General features: G+C 69.7%; 23 protein-coding genes and 1 pseudogene. 14 read left to right on the forward strand and 10 right to left on the reverse strand.

The genetic code is table 11. The annotated features are described in order from the left end of the window. Positions 1–5: 5 nt before the first annotated feature. Both rpmE and AKJ13_RS10660 read left to right on the forward strand, forming a co-directional pair. Positions 6–254, forward strand: a complete 249-nt coding sequence (gene rpmE / locus AKJ13_RS10655) for a 50S ribosomal protein L31 (RefSeq protein ID WP_007565880.1) — start codon at positions 6–8, stop codon at positions 252–254. 446 nt (positions 255–700) lie between these two features. Next, positions 701–1480 carry a MetQ/NlpA family ABC transporter substrate-binding protein gene (locus AKJ13_RS10660; RefSeq protein WP_050733322.1) on the forward strand — a complete coding sequence of 260 codons (780 nt, stop codon included), beginning with the start codon at positions 701–703 and terminating at the stop codon, positions 1478–1480. 46 nt (positions 1481–1526) lie between these two features. Here AKJ13_RS10660 and AKJ13_RS10665 read toward each other — a convergent pair whose 3' ends face one another. Together AKJ13_RS10665 and AKJ13_RS10670 are read right to left on the reverse strand one after the other, a co-directional pair. Further along, entirely contained in the window at positions 1527–2057 is a 531-nt protein-coding gene (locus AKJ13_RS10665; protein ID WP_050733323.1) for a DUF1465 family protein, read from the reverse strand. Between the two features lie 354 nt (positions 2058–2411). Then, a pseudogene (locus AKJ13_RS10670) lies at positions 2412–2828 on the reverse strand (copper chaperone PCu(A)C); the annotation flags it as partial. 379 nt (positions 2829–3207) lie between these two features. Here AKJ13_RS10670 and AKJ13_RS10675 point away from each other — a divergent pair. Together AKJ13_RS10675 and AKJ13_RS10680 are read left to right on the forward strand one after the other, a co-directional pair. Next, entirely contained in the window at positions 3208–4506 is a 1299-nt protein-coding gene (locus AKJ13_RS10675; RefSeq protein ID WP_007565876.1) for a L,D-transpeptidase family protein, read from the forward strand. A 141-nt stretch (positions 4507–4647) separates the two neighbouring features. Then, positions 4648–6306: a calcineurin-like phosphoesterase family protein gene (locus AKJ13_RS10680; RefSeq protein WP_050733325.1), complete on the forward strand. Its 1659-nt coding sequence runs from the start codon at positions 4648–4650 to the stop codon at positions 6304–6306. A gap of 4 nt (positions 6307–6310) precedes the next feature. On the opposite strand, the gene AKJ13_RS10685 is transcribed toward AKJ13_RS10680, so the two are convergent. Then, the gene (locus AKJ13_RS10685) at positions 6311–7300 is read right to left on the reverse strand and encodes a hypothetical protein (protein ID WP_050733326.1); all 990 of its coding nucleotides are present in this window, start codon (positions 7298–7300) and stop codon (positions 6311–6313) included. A gap of 289 nt (positions 7301–7589) precedes the next feature. Beyond that, on the reverse strand, positions 7590–8168 hold the full coding sequence (locus AKJ13_RS10690) for a type 1 glutamine amidotransferase domain-containing protein (protein ID WP_050733327.1): 579 nt from the start codon (positions 8166–8168) through the stop codon (positions 7590–7592). A gap of 147 nt (positions 8169–8315) precedes the next feature. Between AKJ13_RS10690 and AKJ13_RS33240 the strand changes: the two genes are divergently transcribed. Then, entirely contained in the window at positions 8316–8519 is a 204-nt protein-coding gene (locus AKJ13_RS33240; protein ID WP_082316915.1) for a hypothetical protein, read from the forward strand. Between the two features lie 10 nt (positions 8520–8529). Here AKJ13_RS33240 and AKJ13_RS10695 read toward each other — a convergent pair whose 3' ends face one another. Then, complete coding sequence (locus AKJ13_RS10695; protein ID WP_007565869.1) at positions 8530–8919, reverse strand: hypothetical protein; 390 nt, start codon at positions 8917–8919, stop codon at positions 8530–8532. 316 nt (positions 8920–9235) lie between these two features. Here AKJ13_RS10695 and AKJ13_RS10700 point away from each other — a divergent pair, with 316 nt between their 5' ends. Together AKJ13_RS10700 and AKJ13_RS10705 are read left to right on the forward strand one after the other, a co-directional pair. Beyond that, a complete protein-coding gene (locus AKJ13_RS10700) occupies positions 9236–9445 on the forward strand; it encodes a cold-shock protein (RefSeq protein WP_007565868.1) in 210 nt (69 codons plus the stop codon). 162 nt (positions 9446–9607) lie between these two features. After that, the gene (locus AKJ13_RS10705) at positions 9608–9844 is read left to right on the forward strand and encodes a hypothetical protein (RefSeq protein ID WP_050733328.1); all 237 of its coding nucleotides are present in this window, start codon (positions 9608–9610) and stop codon (positions 9842–9844) included. Between the two features lie 138 nt (positions 9845–9982). On the opposite strand, the gene AKJ13_RS10710 is transcribed toward AKJ13_RS10705, so the two are convergent. Continuing rightward, positions 9983–10798: a 3'(2'),5'-bisphosphate nucleotidase CysQ gene (locus tag AKJ13_RS10710; RefSeq protein WP_050733329.1), complete on the reverse strand. Its 816-nt coding sequence runs from the start codon at positions 10796–10798 to the stop codon at positions 9983–9985. Positions 10799–11219: 421 nt separating this feature from the next. Here AKJ13_RS10710 and AKJ13_RS10715 point away from each other — a divergent pair, with 421 nt between their 5' ends. Next, positions 11220–11675, forward strand: a complete 456-nt coding sequence (locus AKJ13_RS10715) for a DUF6101 family protein (protein WP_050733330.1) — start codon at positions 11220–11222, stop codon at positions 11673–11675. 15 nt (positions 11676–11690) lie between these two features. Here the strand turns inward: AKJ13_RS10715 and ubiA are convergent, their stop codons facing one another. Both ubiA and AKJ13_RS10725 read right to left on the reverse strand, forming a co-directional pair. Beyond that, positions 11691–12638, reverse strand: a complete 948-nt coding sequence (gene ubiA / locus AKJ13_RS10720; protein WP_050733331.1) for a 4-hydroxybenzoate octaprenyltransferase — start codon at positions 12636–12638, stop codon at positions 11691–11693. Positions 12639–13046: 408 nt separating this feature from the next. Beyond that, a complete protein-coding gene (locus AKJ13_RS10725; protein WP_050733332.1) occupies positions 13047–13517 on the reverse strand; it encodes a hypothetical protein in 471 nt (156 codons plus the stop codon). 231 nt (positions 13518–13748) lie between these two features. Between AKJ13_RS10725 and AKJ13_RS10730 the strand changes: the two genes are divergently transcribed. From AKJ13_RS10730 to AKJ13_RS10755, 6 genes are all read left to right on the forward strand, one after another. After that, positions 13749–14501, forward strand: coding sequence for a 16S rRNA (uracil(1498)-N(3))-methyltransferase (locus AKJ13_RS10730; protein ID WP_050733333.1), 753 nt, complete (start codon positions 13749–13751; stop codon positions 14499–14501). Positions 14502–14792: 291 nt separating this feature from the next. Further along, complete coding sequence (locus AKJ13_RS10735; protein ID WP_050733334.1) at positions 14793–16160, forward strand: glutamate--cysteine ligase; 1368 nt, start codon at positions 14793–14795, stop codon at positions 16158–16160. A gap of 103 nt (positions 16161–16263) precedes the next feature. Further along, the gene (locus tag AKJ13_RS10740; RefSeq protein WP_050733376.1) at positions 16264–16656 is read left to right on the forward strand and encodes a hypothetical protein; all 393 of its coding nucleotides are present in this window, start codon (positions 16264–16266) and stop codon (positions 16654–16656) included. Between the two features lie 193 nt (positions 16657–16849). Continuing rightward, positions 16850–17173, forward strand: coding sequence for a hypothetical protein (locus AKJ13_RS10745; RefSeq protein ID WP_050733335.1), 324 nt, complete (start codon positions 16850–16852; stop codon positions 17171–17173). Positions 17174–17201: 28 nt separating this feature from the next. Further along, the gene (locus AKJ13_RS10750) at positions 17202–17456 is read left to right on the forward strand and encodes a sulfurtransferase TusA family protein (RefSeq protein WP_050733377.1); all 255 of its coding nucleotides are present in this window, start codon (positions 17202–17204) and stop codon (positions 17454–17456) included. A gap of 38 nt (positions 17457–17494) precedes the next feature. Then, on the forward strand, positions 17495–18061 hold the full coding sequence (locus tag AKJ13_RS10755; RefSeq protein WP_050733336.1) for an NUDIX hydrolase: 567 nt from the start codon (positions 17495–17497) through the stop codon (positions 18059–18061). Positions 18062–18157: 96 nt separating this feature from the next. On the opposite strand, the gene AKJ13_RS10760 is transcribed toward AKJ13_RS10755, so the two are convergent. Together AKJ13_RS10760 and AKJ13_RS10765 are read right to left on the reverse strand one after the other, a co-directional pair. Beyond that, positions 18158–18955, reverse strand: coding sequence for a WecB/TagA/CpsF family glycosyltransferase (locus AKJ13_RS10760; protein WP_244471582.1), 798 nt, complete (start codon positions 18953–18955; stop codon positions 18158–18160). Positions 18956–19007: 52 nt separating this feature from the next. Beyond that, complete coding sequence (locus AKJ13_RS10765) at positions 19008–20486, reverse strand: GumC family protein (RefSeq protein WP_050733338.1); 1479 nt, start codon at positions 20484–20486, stop codon at positions 19008–19010. Positions 20487–20664: the final 178 nt, after the last annotated feature.

A 20664-nucleotide genomic window follows, 5' to 3' on the forward strand; every position in this document is an offset into this window, starting at 1 on the left:
AGGTCATGGCGAAGGACGCGGCCGCAAAGGCCAAGGGGACCGAGCACCCCGACTACCACTTCATCAAGGTCGTGATGACGGACGGCACCGAGTACCGGACCCGTTCGACCTACGGCAAGGAGGGCGACACCCTCAACCTCGACATCGATCCGCTCACCCACCCGGCCTGGACCGGCGGCGAGCAGAAGATGCTCGATCGCGCCGGGCGCGTCTCGCGCTTCAACTCGCGGTTCGGCAATCTCGGCAAGCGCTGATCCACGACGGATCAGGCGGACCCGAATCAAAACGGGCGGTCCCTGGCGGGGCCGCCCGTTTCTGTTTGCGAGCTTGTCACGCCGCCCCGCCTGGGGCGGTTTTTTCCCGCGAAATCCTATCGCAAATTTTCCGGCCGGGCGGGGGGTTTGGTCCATATGATCACCCGTCGAAGAAAATAGTCTTTCGATAAGACGGGCTGCGATGGTTCTCGCTGGGTTGGCGTGCGCGAGGGTCCTCTTTCCCGGCCAAGCCGCGCCGTCGTAATGTCCGCTTCCGTCGATGATCGGACCGCGCAACGATCATCGGCCGTCCCGATCGCCTATCGATCCGGTCGCGGTCGTTCTTCCCGGGTGATCGTCGGACGGTCTTCGAAGCGTCCGCCGAGAGACCCAAAACCATCTCAGGCGCTCGAAAGCTGCGAGCGCCGTTTTCGGGGTCGCCTTTCATGAAACGCTGGCTGTCGTCCGCCCTCGCCATCCTGCTCACCTTTGCCACCCCGGCCTTCGCGGCCGAGAAGATCAAGGTCGGCATCATGAGCGATTCCGAGGATGTCTGGGCGAAGGTGAAGGCGATCGCCGCCAAGGATGGGCTCGACCTCGACCTCGTCGTGTTCTCCGACTACCTCGTGCCGAACGCCGCCCTCGATGCCGGGGACATCCAGGCCAACGCCTTCCAGCACAAGCCTTTCCTGGAGAACCAGATCAAGGCCAAGGGCTACAAGATCGTGCCGGTCGCCGACACGATCGTCTCGCCGATCGGCCTCTATTCCCGAAAGGTGAAGGCGGTCGGCGACCTGAAGACCGGCGCCGCGATCGGCATCCCGAACGACCCGTCCAATGGCGGTCGCGCCCTGCTGCTGCTGCAGGCCCAGAAGCTGATCACGCTGAAGGACGCCGTCGGCATCCTGCCCACGGTGCTCGACATCACCGCCAATCCGAAGACGCTGCAGTTCCGCGAGATCGACGCGGCCCAGCTGGCGCGCAGCCTCGACGATCTGGACGCCGCGGTGATCAACACGAACTACGCCGTCGAAGCCGGCCTGAAGCCGGGCAAGGACTCGATCGCGATCGAGTCGTCGGTCAACAATCCCTACAACAACTTCATCGCTGTGCGGGAGACGGACAAGAACGCCCCCTGGGTGCCCAAGCTCGTCCACGCCTACCAGAACGACACGATCCGGGCCTACATCATGCAGAACCGGCCGGGCGAATTGCCGGCCTTCTGAGCCCTGCGCCCGCGGTCGGACCCTCCGTCCGGCCGCGCGGCCGCTCTCAGCCCTCGCCCAGGCGGAACGCCATGCGCAGCAGCCCCTGCTGGGCCGCCACCGGACTCTCGACCGGCACCGGCGTCGGGCGGTCGTCCGCGATCAGCGAGTCCAGGTGGAGGATGCGGGCGTGCAGGCGCCGCGCCCGCATGATCAGCTGCTGCAGGCGCACTGGCAGCAGGTTGAAATCCGACTGTTTCGGCGGCTCGGCCTTGCCGAGCTTGACCCGGTGCTTCTCCTGCAGCGCCTCCGCCGGGGTCATCTCGCCCTCGGCGACCGCGCGCTGGACCAGCAGCCACGACGCGATCTGCATGAGCAGCGTGGTCAACCGCATGCTCTCTGCGGCGTAGCTCAGCGTCGCGTCCCGGGAGACGAGGCGCGACTCGTCCCGGCCCTCGCCGTCGAGATAGGCCGCCGTCTCCTCCACGAGCAGCATGCCGTCGCGGAACAGCGTCTTGAACGCCACGGAATTGACGTAGGTCTTGCCGAAATCGACCCAGTCCCGATCGTCCCGGAACGTGACATCGAAGCCGTTCATGTGCCTCTCCTGTGCCGCCGACGGGCCTAGCCGTCCCGGACCGGGACATTCCGGCCATGGCTCCCAGACGACGCAGCAATCCTAGCGCCGAACCGCGGCCGCATCAGGGTTAGATCTTTTTTAACCTTAACGACCGGGCCGATGGTTAAGATATGGCGCCCGTCGTCGCGTGCAAGCATTCGAAAGGAGACCTCGACACCGCCGAATACGCGGTGCCTCCGGCCGATCTTGGAACCGCTTGCGCGCGGGGTCTGCCCGCCCTCAACTGCTGGGCGAGGGCGGGCCAGATCAAGCCGCGTGGACTGTCCGGAACCACGCACAGCGTGTCGGCGGTTCCGGCGCGATCGATGTCGGCTAGTGGTGATGCTGGTGGCCGCCGCCCGGTGCGCTCGCGCCGATCGGCGCCACCGAGAACTTGACCGGCACAGTGCCGGCGCGCTGGAACGTCAGCGTCCCGGACACGGTATCGCCGGCCTTGGGGGCGCCGGTCAGGCCCTCGAACATCAGGTGATAGCCACCGGGCTTCAGCTCGACCGTCTCGCCGGGTTTGATCGTCAGGCCGCCAGAAACCGGGGCCATCTTCATCACGCCGCCCTCCATCGACATGGAGTGGATCTCGCCGGAGGTCGCGAACGGCACCGAGGCGCCCGTGAGCGTGTCGGGGGCCGAGCCGGTGTTGACAATCCGCACGTAGCCGCCCGCGACCTTGGCACCGTTCGGCGTGGCGCGCAGCCAGGGCGTGTCGATCGTGAGATCGCCGGCCTTGACCGCCGCCTCCGGGGCCGCCTGCGCCGTGCTGGCGAACAGGCCGAGGCCCAGGAGGGCCGTGCAAAGGATCTTCATGGGCATGCTTCCGTCCTGACTCGTCTTGCAAATCGGTCCGCCCGCGACCGCGGCGGCGACCTGAGGCGTGGGCCGTGGGCTCCCGGCGCGGCCAGCCCGGACCGCGCGACGGTGGCATCTCTGCCACACCGTCCTGCCGGTGACAGTTGTCGCCGCGCCGCAGCCAGTCGTCAGGTGCGTTGGCGCACGCCGATGCCACAATCCGGCCCCTTCGATAGGGAGTCTTAAGGCCATCCCGACACCGTGGCGACCGGGTAGACCCGCTCTCGCCATGAACTGACGAACTCCGGACAAGAGCCAGCGACTGATGCGCACCAAGGCAACAAACCGGTTCACCGCCATCCTGGGCGTCGCCGCGCTCGGCACGCTCGGGCTCGGCGCCGCTGAGGCCCGAGACCAGGGCAACTACGCCCAGGCCGAGTGGGCGCAGGATTACGCCTCGCCTGCCGGCATGCAGGTGCAGCGCGAGACCGTGCCGATTCTGTCGCCCCAGACCGTGGCGGCCACCGAGCAGATGGTCGAGCGCTATCGGGAGATCGTCAACCGCGGCGGCTGGCGTCCGGTCTCCGGCGCCGAGCGCCTGCGCGTCGGCGCGAAGGGTCCGGCGGTGGCCGCGGTGCGCCAGCGCCTGATCGTCACCGGCGACCTCGATCCGGCCGCCGGCGGCTCGGGCGTGTACGATTCTTACGTCGCGGCTGGCGTGAAGCGCTTCCAGGCCCGTCACGGCCTCAGCCAGACCGGCGCGATGAGCCTCGCCACCCAGCAGGCGATGAACGTGCCCGCCGACGTGCGGCTGCACCAGCTCGAGACCAACGTCGTCCGCCTGCGCTCCTATTCGGGCGATCTCGGCCGGCGCTTCGTGATCATGAACATCCCGGCCGCCCTGGTGGAGACCGTGGAGAACGGCCAGGTCGTCACGCTGCACGCCGCCGGCGTCGGCAAGATCGACCGCCAGTCGCCGATCATGAACACCAAGGCGACGCAGATCAACTTCAACCCGACCTGGACGGTCCCGGCTTCCATCGTGAAGAAGGACCTGATCCCGAAGATGCAGAAGGATCCGAACTACCTCACCGACAACAAGATCCACATCCTGTCGGGCAATGGCGAGGTCTCGCCGCGCTCGATCAACTGGAACTCGGATGAGGGCACGCGTTACACCTACCGGCAGGAATCGGGTGCCGACTTCAACTCGATGGGCATCGTCCGCATCAACATCCCGAACCCCTACGGCGTGTTCATGCACGACACGAACACCAAGGGCGTGTTCGGCGACGATTTCCGCTTCATCTCGTCGGGCTGCGTGCGCGTGCAGAACGTGCGCGAGTACATCACGTGGCTCCTGAAGGAGACCCCCGGCTGGGGCCGTGAGCAGGTCGAGCAGGCGATCGAGAGCGGCAAGCGCGTCGACGCCAACATCGCCCAGCCCGTGCCGGTCTACTGGACCTACATCACCGCCTGGGCGACCCCGGATGGCCTCGTGCAGTTCCGCGACGACATCTACAAGCGCGACGGCGTGAACGTGCCCTCGACCATCGGGGCGCCGACCCCGGTCGCCAGCGCCGAGCCGCTGCCCCAGACCTTCGAGCCCGGCGACGAGGAGTAAGCGCTCCGCGCCTCCGCCCCACGGCTTCATTCGAGGCCCGCATCCCGCCCGGGGTGCGGGCCTCGTGCGTTTCGGGTCCTGCGCTGTCATCGGGCGGTCAAACGCCTCTGCTTGGCCTTTGCCGCCGAGCAGGAGCCCCCGATGTCGCGCGATTCCAATCCCGCACCCGCACGCCTCAGCCGCCGGGAGACCGTGGCCGGCGCCGCCGCCCTCGGGCTCATGGCCGGCCGCGCCGGGGCACAGGAATCCGGGGAGGCTACCGGCATCGTCTATGCCGTCCCGGCGCCCGGCGCCGATCGTGCGCCGCTGCCGGGCGTGCTGGTCTCGAACGGCCGCGAGGTCGTGCGCACGGACGAGCAGGGGCGCTATCGCCTGCCGATGCCCGGGGACGGCGCGGTCTTCGTGATCAAGCCGCCGGGCTACGCCCAGCCGCGCGATGCCGACAACGTGCCCCGGCACTCCTACATCCACCAGCCCAACGGCACGCCGGCGAGCCTCGGCCTGCGCTACCGGGGCCTCGCACCCACCGGCCCGCTTCCGGCCTCGATCGACTTCACCTTGACCCGGGTCGACGAGCCCGCGGATTTCGACGTGATCCTGTTCACCGATCCGCAGCCGGAGAGCCGGTTCGAGCTCGACCATGTGCGCGACACCGCGGTCGCCCGGGCGATGACGATCCCGGCGGCGTTCGGCCTCACCACCGGGGACGTGCTGTTCGACGACCTCTCGCTCTACGGCCGCTCCAACCGCATCGTCGGGCGGATCGGGCTGCCCTGGTACAGCCTGCCCGGCAATCACGACCTCAACATGCAGGCCCCGGACGCGCGCTACAGCCGCGAGACCTGGAAGCGCGTGTTCGGCGCGCCGAGCTACGCGTTCCGGCACGGGCGGGTGCTGTTTGTCATGCTCGACAACGTGGAGTGGATGGGACCACCGGTGCCGGTCGGGGCCAACACCTACCGGGGCCATATCGGCGAGCGGACGCTCGCCTTCCTGAAGAACCTCTTGGCCGAGATCCCGCCGGACGACCTGATCGTGCTGGCGACCCACATCCCGCTGCTCACCGATACCGGCGACGACCCGCGCAGCGCGACGATCGACCGGGCGGCGCTGCTCGACGTGCTGGCCGGCCGCAAAGTGCTCAGCCTCGCCGGCCACACCCACACCACCGAGCATCACTACCCGGCGGACGGGCACCACCACCACGTGATGACGGCGGTGTCGGGTTCGTGGTGGAGCGGGCCGGATACCCGGACCGGCATCCCCTCGGCCGACAGCCGCGACGGCACGCCGAACGGCTTCCACGTGCTCTCGATCCGGGGCACAGATTACACGACCCGCTTCGTCCCCGCTCAGGGCGAGCCGGACGCGACGATGCGCATCGCCTTCGAGAGCGAATTGCGTCCCGCCGCCCCGGAGATCGTCCGGGCGAGCCATCCGATGCAGGGCCTGCGCCCGCCGGTCCCGCAGGAGGCGCTGGCCTCGACCAACCTCGTGGTCAACGTGTTCGACGGCGGCCCGCGCACGAACCTGACCGTCGGGATCGGCGACCGGGCGCCGGAGCCGATGGTCCGCACCCGGCGGCTCGACCCGTTCGTGACCGAGCTCTACGCGCGATACCCCGAGACCAAGAAGAGCTGGGTCCAGGCGACGCCCTCGACCCATATCTGGACTGCACGCCTGCCGGACGACCTCCCGCCCGGCGCCCACCGGGTCACCGTGGCGGGGACGGACGAGTATGGCCGTCCGATCCGCGCCTGCGCCGTCCTCGAGGTGACCGGCGACGGCGCGCGCGGCTGACAGATCACGTCGGTGCGGCCCGGACGGGCGACCGCGAAGTCTGCATCGCGTTCGAGACGGCTTCGATCGCCATCCCGATCGCGGCGATCAGGGCGGTGGTGACGAGCGCGGCCTGCCACAGGCCCTGGACCGGATGGCCGAACAGGGTCTGGCAGGTGAACAGGGCCAGGTTCGAGGCGACCAGGTAGATCAGGACATGCCGCCCCGGGCTCGTCAGGAAGCGGGGGAGGGCGACGCGCCGGACGATCGCCATGCTGGCCGCCCGATAGAGCAGGAGGAACAGGGCCGACCCCACGACCCACAGGGTCGAGGGCGGGAAGCGGGCGGGCGGACGCTCGGCCGTCATCGCCACGGCGAGAAACCCGTAGGTTGCCAGGGCGGCAAGGCACAGCGCGAGGCGGCCGAACGGTTCCGGCTTCCCGGCATAGAAGGCTCCGAGAAACAGCCACATCGCGTAGGGCGCGAGCGGGAAATACGTGTTGTTCGGCGCGCTGAAGAGGATCCTCAGCCAGGGCAGATCGAAGGTCTCGATCTGGACGCATCCGGACAGGGCCGAAAGGGCCAGGCCCAGGGCCAGGATCGCTGGCTGCTCAGCGAGCAAGCCGAGCCATCGCCCGATCCCGATCATCGCGAGGCTCAGGACGAAGAACGAGGCCAGGAACTCGCTGTGGCCGGGCAGGTCGGTCAGCGTCACCACGCCCAGGATCCGCGTGCCGGACCAGCCTGTTCGCTCGATCAGCAACAGATGCGCGATGCCGGACAGGTAGAAGGCCAGCAGGATTTTCGCGGGGCCCTTGAGTCGGGCCCAAACCGTCCCGGCCCGATCCCTGCGGCGGGACAGGGCCGTTCCCCAACCGAACGCGAACAGGAAACCCGAGAAGCTGATGAGGTTGATGACGTTCGACAGGCCTCCCGCCAGCACGTCGCCGGGCGCCTGAACGATCTGGACGACGTGGGCGAAGATCATGCCCATCACGAGAAGCGTCTTGAACACATCCAGATCGCGGCACCGATCCCGGCGTTCATTCCTGATGGACAAGCGAGCCCCTCGGACAGCGGCGGAAGCGGTGATGCGCTGCTGTGAGCGTCGCCGTCCCGTCTAAAGTCGCCGTCCCGTGTAAAGATGACGTGTCCGAACGGAGCGGCCTGCTTCCTGCCGGTGTACGATCCATAAACGGTCGCGAAACTTGGTCTTTGGCGCCCCCCTCGCCGGCAGGCTTGCCCCGATGGGGGCCGCCCCGGACCGGGCGGAGCCGATCCGGGGCGGATGCGCGGAGCGGATGTTAGGCGGCGAGCTGCCGGGTGCCGTGGCCGCCCTCCTGCACCTCCTCGACGATCTTGGCGCAGAAGGCGTCGAGATCACCCGGGTTGCGGCTGGTGATGATGCCCTGATCGGTCACCACGGCCTCGTCGTGCCAGCGGCCGCCGGCATTGATCACGTCGGTGCGGATCGAGGCGAACGACGTCAGGTCGCGGCCCTTGGCCGCGCCGGCCTCGATCAGCAGCCACGGCGCGTGGCAGATCGCGGCGACGACCTTGCCGGAGGTCAGGAAGCTCCTGATCACCTCCAAGGCCTTCGGCTCGAGCCGGAGCTTGTCCGGGTTGATCTGGCCGCCCGGCAGGACCAGCGCATCGTATTCGGCGGAGTCGACGCGCTCGAGATCGATGTCGACCGCGACCTCCTTGCCCCAGTCGGTCTTGTCCCAGCCGCGGATCGTGCCCTTGCTCTCGCGCGATTGCGGCGCGGCCACCGACACGGTGGCGCCGGCCTCCGCGAGCTGGGTGTGCGGGACGGTGAGTTCGCTCTCCTCGAAGCCGTCAGTGGCGAGGATCAGGATCTTGGCGTGGCGAATATCGGGCATGGCGGGCCTCCTTGATGGGGGGTCTGCCCGGTCAACGGAGGTGCCTGGGCGCTGTTCCGCGCCGGACCGGATCTGGGCTTCGCCTGCGGAACCCCCGGAGGGGCAGCCCGTTGATCCGGCATCCCGAACACCAGCAGGAGACGCGCCATGGCCAATCCCGGCGTTCCCGATCCTACGCCCGGCGATCTGCCGCCGCCGCCACCCTTGCCCGAAGACGAGCCCGATATCGGACCGACCGGACCGCGCACGCCCTATCCTGTGAACGATCCCGGCGTCGGCGAGCCGGGTGGCCCGGGGTCCGAGCCCGACGTCTTTCCAGGATCGCCAACCGATCCCGGCACGCGGATGTGATCCGCTGGGTTCAGTGACCGCCGTGCGAGGTGCGTACGTCGCGCGGCGCGCTGAGGATTTCCGAGAGGCTCGTCACCACGTGGCGGGCCTCTTCGTCCGTCAGGCGCAGCTGGAACGGCGGCAGCGCGCCGGCCTGGAGCGCGACGACGGCCTGGCCCTCCTCGTCGGTGCCGATCTCGATCGCCGAGGATGTGACGTCGAGCATCGCGACCTCCTCGTCGCCCAGGCCCTCGGTCAGGTCGGGCTCGTCGGTGTCGTCGATCGCCGTGAGGAGCTGCCCGACGGCCCGCACCAGGGCGCGGGCGGCGCGGGCATCCATCACCACCGCCGTCGCCTGATCGTCCTTCTGGAAGGAGAGCTGGATGTTCGCACCGTCCAGCGAGACCGAAATGCCTGCCATGTATCGTCCGGGAGCCACGCGCCTTAACTGTCTGTCCGCGTTCCGTATATGCAACGAGAACGCCGGAAATCACAGGGGGCGTCGCGCCGCTACGGTTGGCCCGCCGGGCCTGCGACCGAGAGGCCGCGCCCGAAACGCCTTGTTGCCGCCGCAGCCAGCGCCTAAATAGAGCCTCGGGGGGCTTTCCCATCGAGACCGGCGCTTTCCAACGCCCGGCGTCTCGCGCCCTGCCACACTGGCCAACCCAGCAAGACCGTGGTGCATCGCGCGGCTTTTTCGCCGTGCGCATGGCCTATGGACGAACGAGGTACCCTACGTGAATACCGGCACTGTGAAGTGGTATAACGAGACCAAGGGCTACGGCTTCATTCAGCCCGATGACGGCGGCAAGGACGTTTTCGTTCACATCTCCGCCGTAGAGCGGGCTGGCATGCGTAACTTGGTCGAGGGCCAGCGGCTCTCGTACGAGATCCTGACGGACAAGCGCAGCGGCAAGGACGCCGCCGGCAACCTTCAGGCCGCCTGAACCCGCGAACGGGATTGAACCGGCCGCACCAGGCGGCTCCCCCTTCCGACGCTTCCATCCGGGCGCGATCGCCCGGGCCGCGGGGGCGTCGGAGGCAACCAGCAGAAACGACGCCGGGCGCGCACAGACGTCCGGTCCAGAAAAGAAAAGACACACGCGATAATGATGTTCGAATACACGCGGCGCCGCGGCGTCCGCTCCCCCGTCACCGATGCGTCGACCTTCCGGGTCGGTCGGCTGGCGCGGGCCAATTCCGCGAACGAGGCCGGGACCGATCTCAGCAACCTGATCGATCGGTCCTACAACTACCATTCCCCCCGGGAACTGCGCTGGCATCTCGCCGAGCGCTTCGGGCTCGCACCCAACGCCGTGGTCATCCGCGAGGCGGTGGCGGCCTGAGGGCCGGTCCGGCCCGATCGAGTCCCCCCACGTTCAGAGCGTCTGGAGCCGCGTTCGATCGATGATCGAGCGCGGCTTTTGCGTGGGCGCGAGCCGACGCGCATCGCCCGCTCGCGCCTGCCTCGACCGTGCGTAGCCCTATCGATCCCAGGCCGCCAGAACCAAGTCCCGCAGGGCGACCGGTGTCGCCAGCAATTCGCCATGGACCGGGTCGGGCCGGTTGTAGGTGGTCGCCTGACCCTTGAGGTCGCAGACCACGCCGCCGGCCTCCCGTAGGATCAGGTCGGCCGCCGCGATATCCCAGTCGCGGGCGTTGCCGGAGATCAGTCCGACGTCGACCGAGCCTTCCGCCACCCGGGCGAGCCGCAGGGCCAGCGACGGGATGCGGTCGATCCGCTCGAAATCGACATCGGCGCCGGCGCCCCGGGACAGGCGGTCGAGCATCGGCTTCGGCCCGGTGATCCGCGCACCGGGCAGCGTCTCCTTGGCATCGACGCGGATCGGGTCGCCGTTCCGCGTCGCGCCGTGTCCCAGTACTGCCTCGTAATCGGCGTTGCCGACGGGGGCGTGGACGAAGCCGATCCGCGGCTGGCCACCGGCCAGCAGTGCGACCGCGATCGACCAGTCGGGATGGCCCGACAGGAACGCCCGGGTGCCGTCGATCGGGTCGACGATCCAGACCAGGTCGTGGCCGATGCGCGACGGGTCGTCCGCGGTCTCCTCGGACAGCCAGGCCGCCTCCGGCACCAGCGCGCTCAGGCGGATCTTCAGGAATGTGTCGACCGCCACGTCGGCCTCCGTCACCGGAGACCCGCCGGCCTTCGACCAGATCCGCGCAGAGGTCTGGCCGCCCAGCCTGAAGAACGGGCGGGCGATATCAGCGGCCTCGCGCATGACCGCGCGCAGGTCCGGCATCAGGGCGGATACGGCCGCGTCGGAGAGGGGCTCGGGCATCGCGCTCCGCAGGGAATGCGTCAGGCCCGGATCGGGCCACGTCGGGGCCTCCGCCCGGCAGGTCGGAGGTACTGAGCCGGCTCGGCAGGAGGTTCTGGGTACCGGAGGGCCGTGCCGCCCGGTGGCCTCCGTTGTAGGGCGCCAGCCCCACGGCCACAAGGATCCGCACTCCGCCACCGGGATCGATCGAGACTGATCGATCTTCGCAAGGAGTTGTTGAGCATTCAAGGAAGCATTGAGCATTCCTCAAATGACATCCCCGTCCAGAATCGCTTAACGACGGTGCTTAAGCTGTGCGGAGGAGTTCGGGTGCGATTTTGCTTGGCATAACGGACGGCCTGACACGGGTCGCCACTTGCCCCAGGGACTCGGACAGATGAACACTTCCTCGTTCACGGACGAACGTCGCGAAGGATCTTTCATGGATGCCCAAGGGGCCGCTTCCGCTTTCGCCCCGTCGCCCCTGCCGGTGATCGGCCGGATCTCCGGCGCCCGCAAGGCCGCCGGGATCGCCCTGGCCTACGCCACCGAGGACGCGGAGATCTGCGGCGCCGACCGGTTCAGCCTGATCCTGGTCGATGCCGAGGGCGAGGAGCTGCACCGCCTCGGCTGCTTCGACGAGGACGACGTAGTCGCCATCTGGCGGGACATCGCCGCCCGGGCCGGGCTGGTCCGAATGATCGTCCGGGAGGACGGCGTGCTGGTGCCGGTGTCCGAGCAGATCGGCCGGCTGATCCTCGGGCGCGTGCGCATCCGCCGTCGGCATGCCGGGCTCGGTGCCCGCCGCCCGCGCTTCCTGGCCCGTCGCAAGACCGGCCGGCTGCCGGCCCGTCCGCAGATTTTCCGCGGCGAGAACGAGATCATCGCCCGCACCTGATCGCGCTGCCGGATCTCAGGAGAGGCTGCGCAGCAGCGCGTCCCCCGAGAGCCCGACGAACAGGATCAGGCCGGCATCCCGGTTCGAGCGGAACAGGGTCAGCGCACCGCGCCCGTCGCGCTCCCGCAACGACAGGACCTGCCAGCCGAGATGTGCGGCGAAGGCCGCGACCCCGAGAAACCCCACGAGTCCCGCGCCTGCGCCCCAGGCGGCCAGCGCGACGAACAGCGCGGCGAGCGCGTAGCACAGGCCCACGGCGCCCCGGACGTACCGGCCGAACAGGCGGGCCGAGGAGTGGATGCCGGCGATCTCGTCATCCTCGATGTCCTGGACCGCGTAGATCGTGTCGTAGCCGACGACCCAGCAGATCGTGCCCGCGTAGAGCAGCAGCGCCGGGGCATCGAGACGGGCGAACAGGGCCGCCCAGCCCATCAGCGCCCCCCACGCGAAGGCCAGGCCCAGCACCGCCTGCGGCATCGGCATCACCCGCTTCATGAACGGGTAGATTGCGACCGGCAGCAGCGAGCACAGCCCGACGAGCACCGCCTGCTCGTTGAACTGCAGCAAGACCGCCAAGCCGACGAGCAACTGGGCCAGCAGGAACAGCGCCGCGTGGCGCGGCCGGACCTGCCCCGAGGGGAGGGGACGCTGGCGCGTGCGCTCGACCTGGGCGTCGAGGTCGCGGTCGGCGATGTCGTTGTAGGTCGAGCCCGCGCCGCGCATCGCCACCGCGCCGATCAGGAACAGCAGGCAGTGCCAGGGGTCGGGGAAGGACAGGTCGGCCTTGATGGCCGCCAGGGCGGACGACCACCAACACGGCAGGAGCAGGAGCCACCAGCCGATCGGCCGGTCGATGCGCGCCAGGCGCAGATAGGGCCGCCAGGGCCGCGGCGCCGCGCGCTCGACCCAATGCCCGCTCACCGCGTCGGCCGGACGCCCGTCCTCTGCCGCCGTCCCGCTCATCGGTCGGATCTCCGGTCGTCCCACGCGCAATCCCGCTCCGTCACGGAGCTAGCAGATTCACACATCAGGGTCGGCAGCAAGCGCCCGAGCGCTGCGTCCTGTCTCTCGCACGGGTTACGGACCATGCCGGTTCGAGCGCCCCCGCTGTTGCGGGGCTCAACGTGCCTCCCCGCGGGAGAGGGCTGGGGTGCGGGATCCGGTTTGTCCGGAGAGGTCGCATCCCTCACCCTGTCCCTCTCTCGCACGGGAGAGGGGACCTGCGCATCGTCCGGAGATCTATGAGTCCGGTCGCGCAGGGATGGGAGGGAAGCCGCGTGTCATCGCTCGACAGGACGTTCTGTCGAGCGTGAGGCAATCCGAAGCGCGCTGCGTGCGGACTTGGTGCGGGACAGGCCCGGCCTCGGGCTTTTACAGGGCGCCCTGCGGCAGCTTGAAGCTGCCGGTCAGGCCCGGGCCGCCGAGCAGGCCGCTGCTGGCGCCGTTCTGGGCCTGGGCGCGGGCCTGTGCCTCCATCTTGGTCGCCTGGGCCGCGACGCCGCAGATCTTGGTGCGGATGCCGCTGACCTTGAGGTGGTCGGCCTTGAAGCCCTCAGCGAAGGAATCCGGGATCGAGCACCATTCCTTGTTGGCGGCGATCCACTTCATGCCTTCGGCACCGTTGGACTGGAGCTTGCCGAACAGCGCGCAGGCTTCCTGCGGCGTCATCTTCTTCTTGCTGTTCGACGCGGCGTTGGCGCGGGAGACCAGCGCCTTGCGCTCGGCGAGCGTCTTCTGGATCGTTCCGCATTCCGGCGCCGCGCCCTGCGCGAAGGCCGCCGTGCCGAACAGCAGGCCGCCGACGAGCGCCGCCGCCCCCAGACTCAAGCTCCCGTATGCCATCCTGCGACTCCCTCAGACGCCTGCCGGAACCCGCGCACCGCCGGCCCCACTCCGTTCACCTGGGTTCGCCATAGGAATGTGGCGTCAATCGAGCGGCAAACCGGCGAGGCCATGCTGGTGTGGGGGAAGCGCCAAAAACCGGCCTTCGTTACCTTTTCGCAACAGGTTTGGGGGTTGCCGGGCGCCTCGGCCCGCGTTGACAGCTCCGCTGGCGCGCGCGACCACCCGGTCATGCCGGCCTACGACTTCACCGCCCCGCGTCTCCATGTCGAATCGGACCTCGCCGCCGGCGTGGTCCTGCCGCTCGACCGGGCCCAGGCGAATTACCTGCTCAACGTCCTGCGCCGGGGGCCCGACGATCCGGTTCTGGTGTTCAACGGGCGGGACGGGGAATGGCGCGCGCACCTCGTGCAGACCGGCCGGAAGGACGCGGATCTCCACGTTTCTGAGCGCACCCGCGTCCAGACGCCGCGCGCCGACCTGCACTACCTGTTCGCGCCCCTGAAGAGCGCGCGGCTCGATTACCTGGCCCAGAAGGCGGTCGAGATGGGCGCCGGGACGATCCGCCCGGTCATCACCCGCTATACGCAGGGCGAGCGGATCAACATGGACCGCCTGCGCGCCAACGCCGTCGAGGCCGCCGAGCAATGCGGCATCCTGGCGATCCCCGATTGTCCGGAGCCGGAGAAGCTCGGCCCGGCGCTCGCCGGTCTCGCGCCCGAGCGGCTGCTCGTGTTCTGCGACGAGGACGCCCCCGTCAGCGATCCGGTACGGGCCCTGCGGGAGGCCGCCGATCCCGTGCAGCCGCCGTCCCTCGCCGTCCTGGTCGGGCCGGAGGGCGGCTTCTCGGAAGACGAGCGGGCGGCGATCCGGGCGCGGCCGAACACGGTCGCGCTGTCGCTCGGGCCGCGCATCCTGCGGGCTGACACGGCGGCGGTCGCGGTGCTGACCCTGGTCCAGGCGGTGCTCGGCGACGCGCGCTGACGCAAAGGCCGGCCGGAGCGTGTGTGCCGGCGCACATGAGAGCGGCGGGCCACGGGATTGTTCCGTCGAAGCGGGGTGAACAGGGGCCCCGGTCCACGGCGCCGCGTTGTCGGTTCCCGAAGCCTCGATTATGTCCCGAACCGGACGCCGCCCGCGCCGTGCTCTCGAAGCCGGCGCGAGCGTCCGTCCGGTCTCCGCTCGCGGGACGGGGTTGAGCCGGACGGACTCGCCGGAGCATTCCGGTGCGCTCCCGTCCCGGGCGTATGGTTCACAGGCACGGGCAGGCAGCGCATGGCGCGCGACAGCAACGACACCACGCCGCTCACCACGCGCGCCGAACTGATCGAGTGGTTCGCCGCCGGCGAGAAGCCGCGCGCGCGATTCGCCATCGGCACGGAGCACGAGAAGATCCCGTTCTATCGGGAGAGCCGCGAGCCGGTGCCCTATGACGGTGAACGCGGCATCCGCGCGCTGCTGGAAGGGCTGGCCCGGGAGACGGGCTGGGAGCCGATCCTCGATCTCGGCAACATCATCGGTCTCTCCGCAGAGGAAGGTGGGGCGATCTCGATCGAGCCGGGCGGGCAGTTCGAGCTCTCCGGGGCGGCGCTGCCGGATGTGCACGCCACCGCTTCCGAGCTCGCTGCCCATCTGGCGGCGACCAAGCGCGCGGCCGATCCGCTCGATATCGGCTTCCTGACGCTCGGCATGAGCCCGCGCTGGCGCCGGGACGAGACGCCGGTCATGCCCAAGAGCCGCTACAAGATCATGGCCGGCTACATGCCGAAGGTCGGCTCCCTCGGCCTCGACATGATGCTGCGCACCGCCACCGTGCAGGTCAATCTCGACTTCGCCTCCGAGCCCGACATGGTGCGCAAGATGCGCGCCTCCCTGGCGCTCCAGCCGGTGGCGACCGCCCTGTTCGCCAATTCGCCCTTCACCGACGGGCGGCCTAACGGCTTCCTCTCCCGCCGCTCCGAGATCTGGCGCGACACCGATCCGCACCGCACCGGCATGCTGCCCTTCGCGTTCGAATCCGGGTTCGGCTACGAGGCCTATGTCGACTGGCTGCTCGACATGCCGATGTATTTCGTCAAGCGCGGCGACATCTACCACGACGTCTCGGGCGCCTCGTTCCGCGACCTGATGGCCGGCAAGCTGGCGCAGCTCCCGGGCGAGTACGCCACGGTCGCCGACTGGGCCAATCACGCCTCCACGGCCTTCCCGGAGGTGCGGCTCAAGCGCTTCCTGGAGATGCGCGGCGCCGATGTTGGCGATCCCGGCATGATCGCGGCCCAGGCGGCGTTCTGGGCCGGGCTGCTCTACGACGAGGCGGCGCTGGACGCCGCCCTGGATCTCGTGAAGGGCTGGAGCCCGGCCAACCGCGAGGCCGCCCGGGCCACCGCGCCGCGCCTCGGCCTCGCCGCCCCGGTGGCCAACACCACGCTCGGCGCCGTCGCCGCCGAGGCGCTCGCCATCGCCCGCGCCGGCCTGCGCGCCCGCGACCGCCGCGACGCCGAGGGCCGCGACGAGACGGTCTACCTTCAGCCGCTCGAGGCGATCGTCACGGCTGGGCGCACCCGGGCGGACGATCTGCTCGCCGATTACGAGGGCCGCTGGAGCGCCTGCGTGCGTCCAGCCTTCACGGAATGCGTGTTCTGAACCGCCGATCCTGAGCGTCGTGCGGCCGCACACCGGCGCCTGGAACGAAGTGCGATACCTGGATGTTCACACGCCGATCGTTCAGCGCGTGGAGGAGGTGTCCATGTCCCGCATCACCACATCCGTCGTCGCCGGCGCCTCGGCCTTGGCCATGATCGCCGGTTCGTTCACCGCAGCCGAGGCCGCCCCGTTGCCGGCGCAGACCGCCGTGCAGGTCGGCGGCCCGAGCACCCAGATCGACACGGTCGGCTGGCGGCGCGGCTATTACGGCGGCTACGGCTACCGCCGCGGCTATGGCGGCCGGGTCGCCGGTGCAGTTGCGGCCGGTGCCGCCCTCGGCATCATCGGCGGTGCCCTGGCAGCCAGCGCCACGCCCCGCTACGGCTATTACGGCGGCTACGGCTATCCGGCCTATGGCTACGCCCCGGTCGGCGGTTACGCCTATCCGGCTTACGGCTACGCCCCGGCCTACGGCTATTACGATTACGGCTGGTAAGCCCTGATCCAATCGGTTTGAAGGCGCCCGGTCTCCGCGAGGCCGGGCGCTTTTGTTTGCCGGCTCGCGCACGCGACCCACCGCACGTTAAACGTGCGCCGCAAGCTTCGAACAAGGCCCGCAAGGCTTATCGGGTTTCGGCCATGAGATCGGATCCCTCCGAGGCCGAATCCCTTGTCGAGGAGTCCGTGCCATGCCCCGCTTCACCGCCGCTCTCGCGGCCGGCCTGGTCTCCGCCGTGACCGCCGGCGGCGCCTGCTCCGCTGCCGATCTGGGCCCGTACCGAGCCCCGCACGCCGCTCCGGTCGGGCGCTCGGCCGTGGTCGCCGACGCGCGGGTCGTCCGGCCGGAATACAGCTATTACGGCGAGTACGGCTATCCGGAGCCGTTCGGCTACGGCTACGCCTACGCGCCGACCCCGGGCCGCAACATGGAATACGGCTATTACGGCCCGACCTATTATGTTTTTGCGCCGGACACCTATCGCGGTCCGATCTTCGGCTATCACGAGTGGTAGGGAAGCTGGCCCTGGAGCCATACCTTTGCTGGATGATGCGGCGGAGAGCGTCGAGCTCGACCTCACGGGGCTGAAATGCCCGCTGCCGGTGCTGCGCACGCGCAAGGCCCTGCGCGCCCTGGGGGCCGGGCGCGTCCTCATGGTGACCTGCACCGATCCGATGGCGATGATCGACATCCCGAACATGGTGCGGGAGGAGGGCGCCGCGCTCGATTCGGCCGAGCGGGACGGGGATCGCCTGCGCTTCCGCATGAGGGCCTCCGCGAAGCCGCCGCATTCCTGAGCGATCCGTCGCGGTCCCTAGATTGAGGCGGAGACGGCATGGCACCACGGATCGGGGGCGTGCGCCTCGTGCACGAGGGGTGGGCCCGGTACCTCGTGGCCGAGGTGATGCAGGACGACGGCACGCGCATCACCCGCGAAATGGAAGATCACGGCCGGGCCGTCGCGGTTCTGCCCTATGATCCGGTCCGGCGGGTCGCGACGCTGGTCTCGCAGTTCCGGGCGCCGGTGCTCTATTCGGGCGGCCCGCCGAGCCATGTCGAGGTGCCGGCAGGCCTTCTCGACGACGGCGCCCCGGAGGACGAGGTCCGGCGCGAGGCTGTCGAGGAGACGGGGCTGCGGCTCGGCGACCTCGACCTCGTGGCGAGCGCCTGGACGATGCCGGGCATCTCGACCGAGCGGATGGACCTGTTACTGGCAGCCTACGGCGAATCCGATCGTACGGGCGCGGGCGGTGGCCTGGCCGCCGAGGGCGAGGCGGTCGCCGTCCACGAGATCCCGCTGTCGGAACTCGTCGCCATGAGCCGTCGCGGCGCGCTCACCGACATGAAGTCGCTGCTGCTGCTGTACGCGCTGCAATTGCGGCGGCCGGAGCTGTTTGCGTAGGACGCCTGCGACGCCTTGACGTGACGGAATGCGCCTCACACCGTCATTGCGAGCGTGGACGGGCTCAGACCGGCGCGACGGGCGCCGCCCCGGCCCTCAATCACGCCGCCCCGAAGCCCGGTCCCGCGCGGCGATGCCGATGAAGCGCCAGGATTCGATGAAGTAGCGGCGGAACAGCCGCCGCGGCGCGCAGAGGAAGCGGAAGACCCATTCGAGCCCCAGCCGCTGCATCAGCCACGGGGCGCGGGGCACGTAGCCCGCCGCGACCGAGAGCGCTTCGCCCACGCAGAACACCACCGGGTTGCCGAGCGCGCGGCCCTGGCGATCGACCCAGATCTCCGATTTCGGCGCGCCGACGCCCATCACCAGCAGGGTCGTGCCGTGGGTGCGAATCCGCTCGGCGAGGGCCCGTCCATAGGATGCGTCGTCCTCGAAGCCGAAGGGCGGGACCGCGCTCGCCACGGCGCCGTCCGGGAGGCCGGCGGCCTGGAGGCGCGTGGTCAGGGTGTCGGCGGCATCCTGCCGGGCCGCGACGAAGAACACCCGGCGGGCGAAAGGCGGCGGGTCGGCCAGCACGCAGGCCAGGAGGTCGTGGCCGGTGATCCGCTCGGCCGGCCGTCCGCTCGCCGCCCGGGCGAGCCAGACCAGCGGCATGCCGTCCAGGGTTCGGGCGGCGGCACGGGCGTAGGCGTCGCGGAAATCCGCATCCTCGGCGAGCTGGACGATGTGGTCGACATTGGCGGTCACGATCGTCCGGGGGCCGAGCGCGTGATGCGCCGCGACAGCCGCGACGATCGCCGGAGCCGAGCCGGTGTGGAAGCTGTAGCCGAACAGCGTGACGGTCGTGGACGGGTCCGTCGCCCCGCGACCGGGCGATGCGGAACGGTCCGGCACGGCCCGGTCTTGCCATGCCGCCTCTGGATCTGCCGGGCCCGGGGCCTCGACATCACGCATCGGCGGCCCGGAAGCTCGTTCCGGGCCGGGCGGCCGCGCGGCGGAACCGGCGGCGGTCGCTGTCGGCGCCGAGCGCCAACGCGATGGCGCCGCCGAGCAGCAGGCCGAGCACCAGAGCCACCGGCAGCACGATCTTCGGCGAGGGCGGGAAGGTCCGCTGCCGGGCCGGGGTCGCCTCCGAGATGATCCGGACGTTGGTGGTGTTGAGCCGCTCCTGCTCGCTCGCCTCGCGGGCGCGCTTCAGATAAGCCTCGTAGACCCCACGGCGGGCCTCCAGGGTCCGCTCCAGCTCGCGCAGTCCGACATAGGCGCGGTCGCTGCTCACCGTCTCATTCTTGACCCGGTCGAGATTGGCCCGGATCGCCGCCTCGCTGGCGGCGGCCCGGTCGTAATCCTTCTGGGTCGTGTCGATGATCCGCTCCTTCTCGCGCTGGATCAGGCGCTGGAGGTCGCGCTGCTGCGCGTATTGCTCCGCCATGGCCGGGTGGCGCTCGCCGAGCCGTGTGGCGAGCTCGGCGGTGTTGCGCGAGAGCGTGGCGTATTGCTGCCGCAGCGCCTGCATCTCCAGGGATTGCAGCATCTCGGGCAGGGCGGTGCTCGGATCCGAGGTGCGCATCTTGCGGGCCTGGTCCAGGCGCGACTTCGCCTCGGCGGTCTTGATCGAGGCGGTGACGAGCTGCTGGTTCAGGTCGCCGAGCTGCTGATCGGTGAGCAGGCGGCCGCTCGAAGCCACGAGCTTGTGGGCCTCGCGGTAGCGCACCACCTCGCCCTCGGCCTGCTCGACGTCGCGCTTGAGGCTGCCGAGCCGTCCGGTGAGGGCGTCGAAGGCACGCCGGGCGGTCTCGGTGCGGGCCGCTGCCTCCTCGGCGAAGTAGGCCGCGCCGATCGCGTTGGCGATCCGAGCGGCCTTCTCGGGATCGCGCGATTGGACCGAGACGTCGATCACGAAGGTCCGCTCGGCCCGGCGCACGCTGAGCTTGGTCTGGAGCGTGTCGAGGGCGATGTTGACCGGGTCGCGGCTCGCCGCCGGCGGCACCATGCCGAGCGCGCCCTTGATCCAGGCGAGCGTCGGGTTGTTGCCGTCCGGCATAACGAACTCGTCATCCTGGTCGAGATGCAGCGTGGCGATGACCCGGCGCAGGACGTTGTCGGACTGGATCACCCGGACCTGGCTCTCGGCGATCGACACGCCGCTATCGGCCTGGGGCTGGCGCGCGTTGACGTCGTTCTCGACGACCCGGAGATCGCTGGGATCGACCAGTACCTGGATGGACGAGGTGTAGCGCGGCGGGATCAGGCCGAGCAGCGCCACTGCGGCCGCCACCATGAACAGGGCGCCGAGCACGATGAAGCCGCTGCCCAGCCACAGGCGGCGCAGGATCACGCGCGCCTCCGTGCGCGGCTCGGCGGGTTGCGGCAGCACCATGCGGACGGGCTGCTCACCGCTCATGCGTGTCGAGAAGTCGAACATGCGCCTCGCTCCTGACCGACCGTGAGGCGGTCGGTGCCGCCCTGAACCGCCATCCGGCTCCCGTCCCCTTTCCGGTCACCCGCGTGCCGTTCCGGGACGAGACCTCGACCGAGGCGATGTCGTCCCGCCACTGCAGCAATCAGCATACCGAACCAGTACTCTCGCCTTGAAGCGCAAC

It is taken from the genome of Methylobacterium sp. ARG-1 (assembly GCF_001262595.1).
In the GTDB taxonomy this organism is placed as follows: domain Bacteria; phylum Pseudomonadota; class Alphaproteobacteria; order Rhizobiales; family Beijerinckiaceae; genus Methylobacterium; species Methylobacterium brachiatum.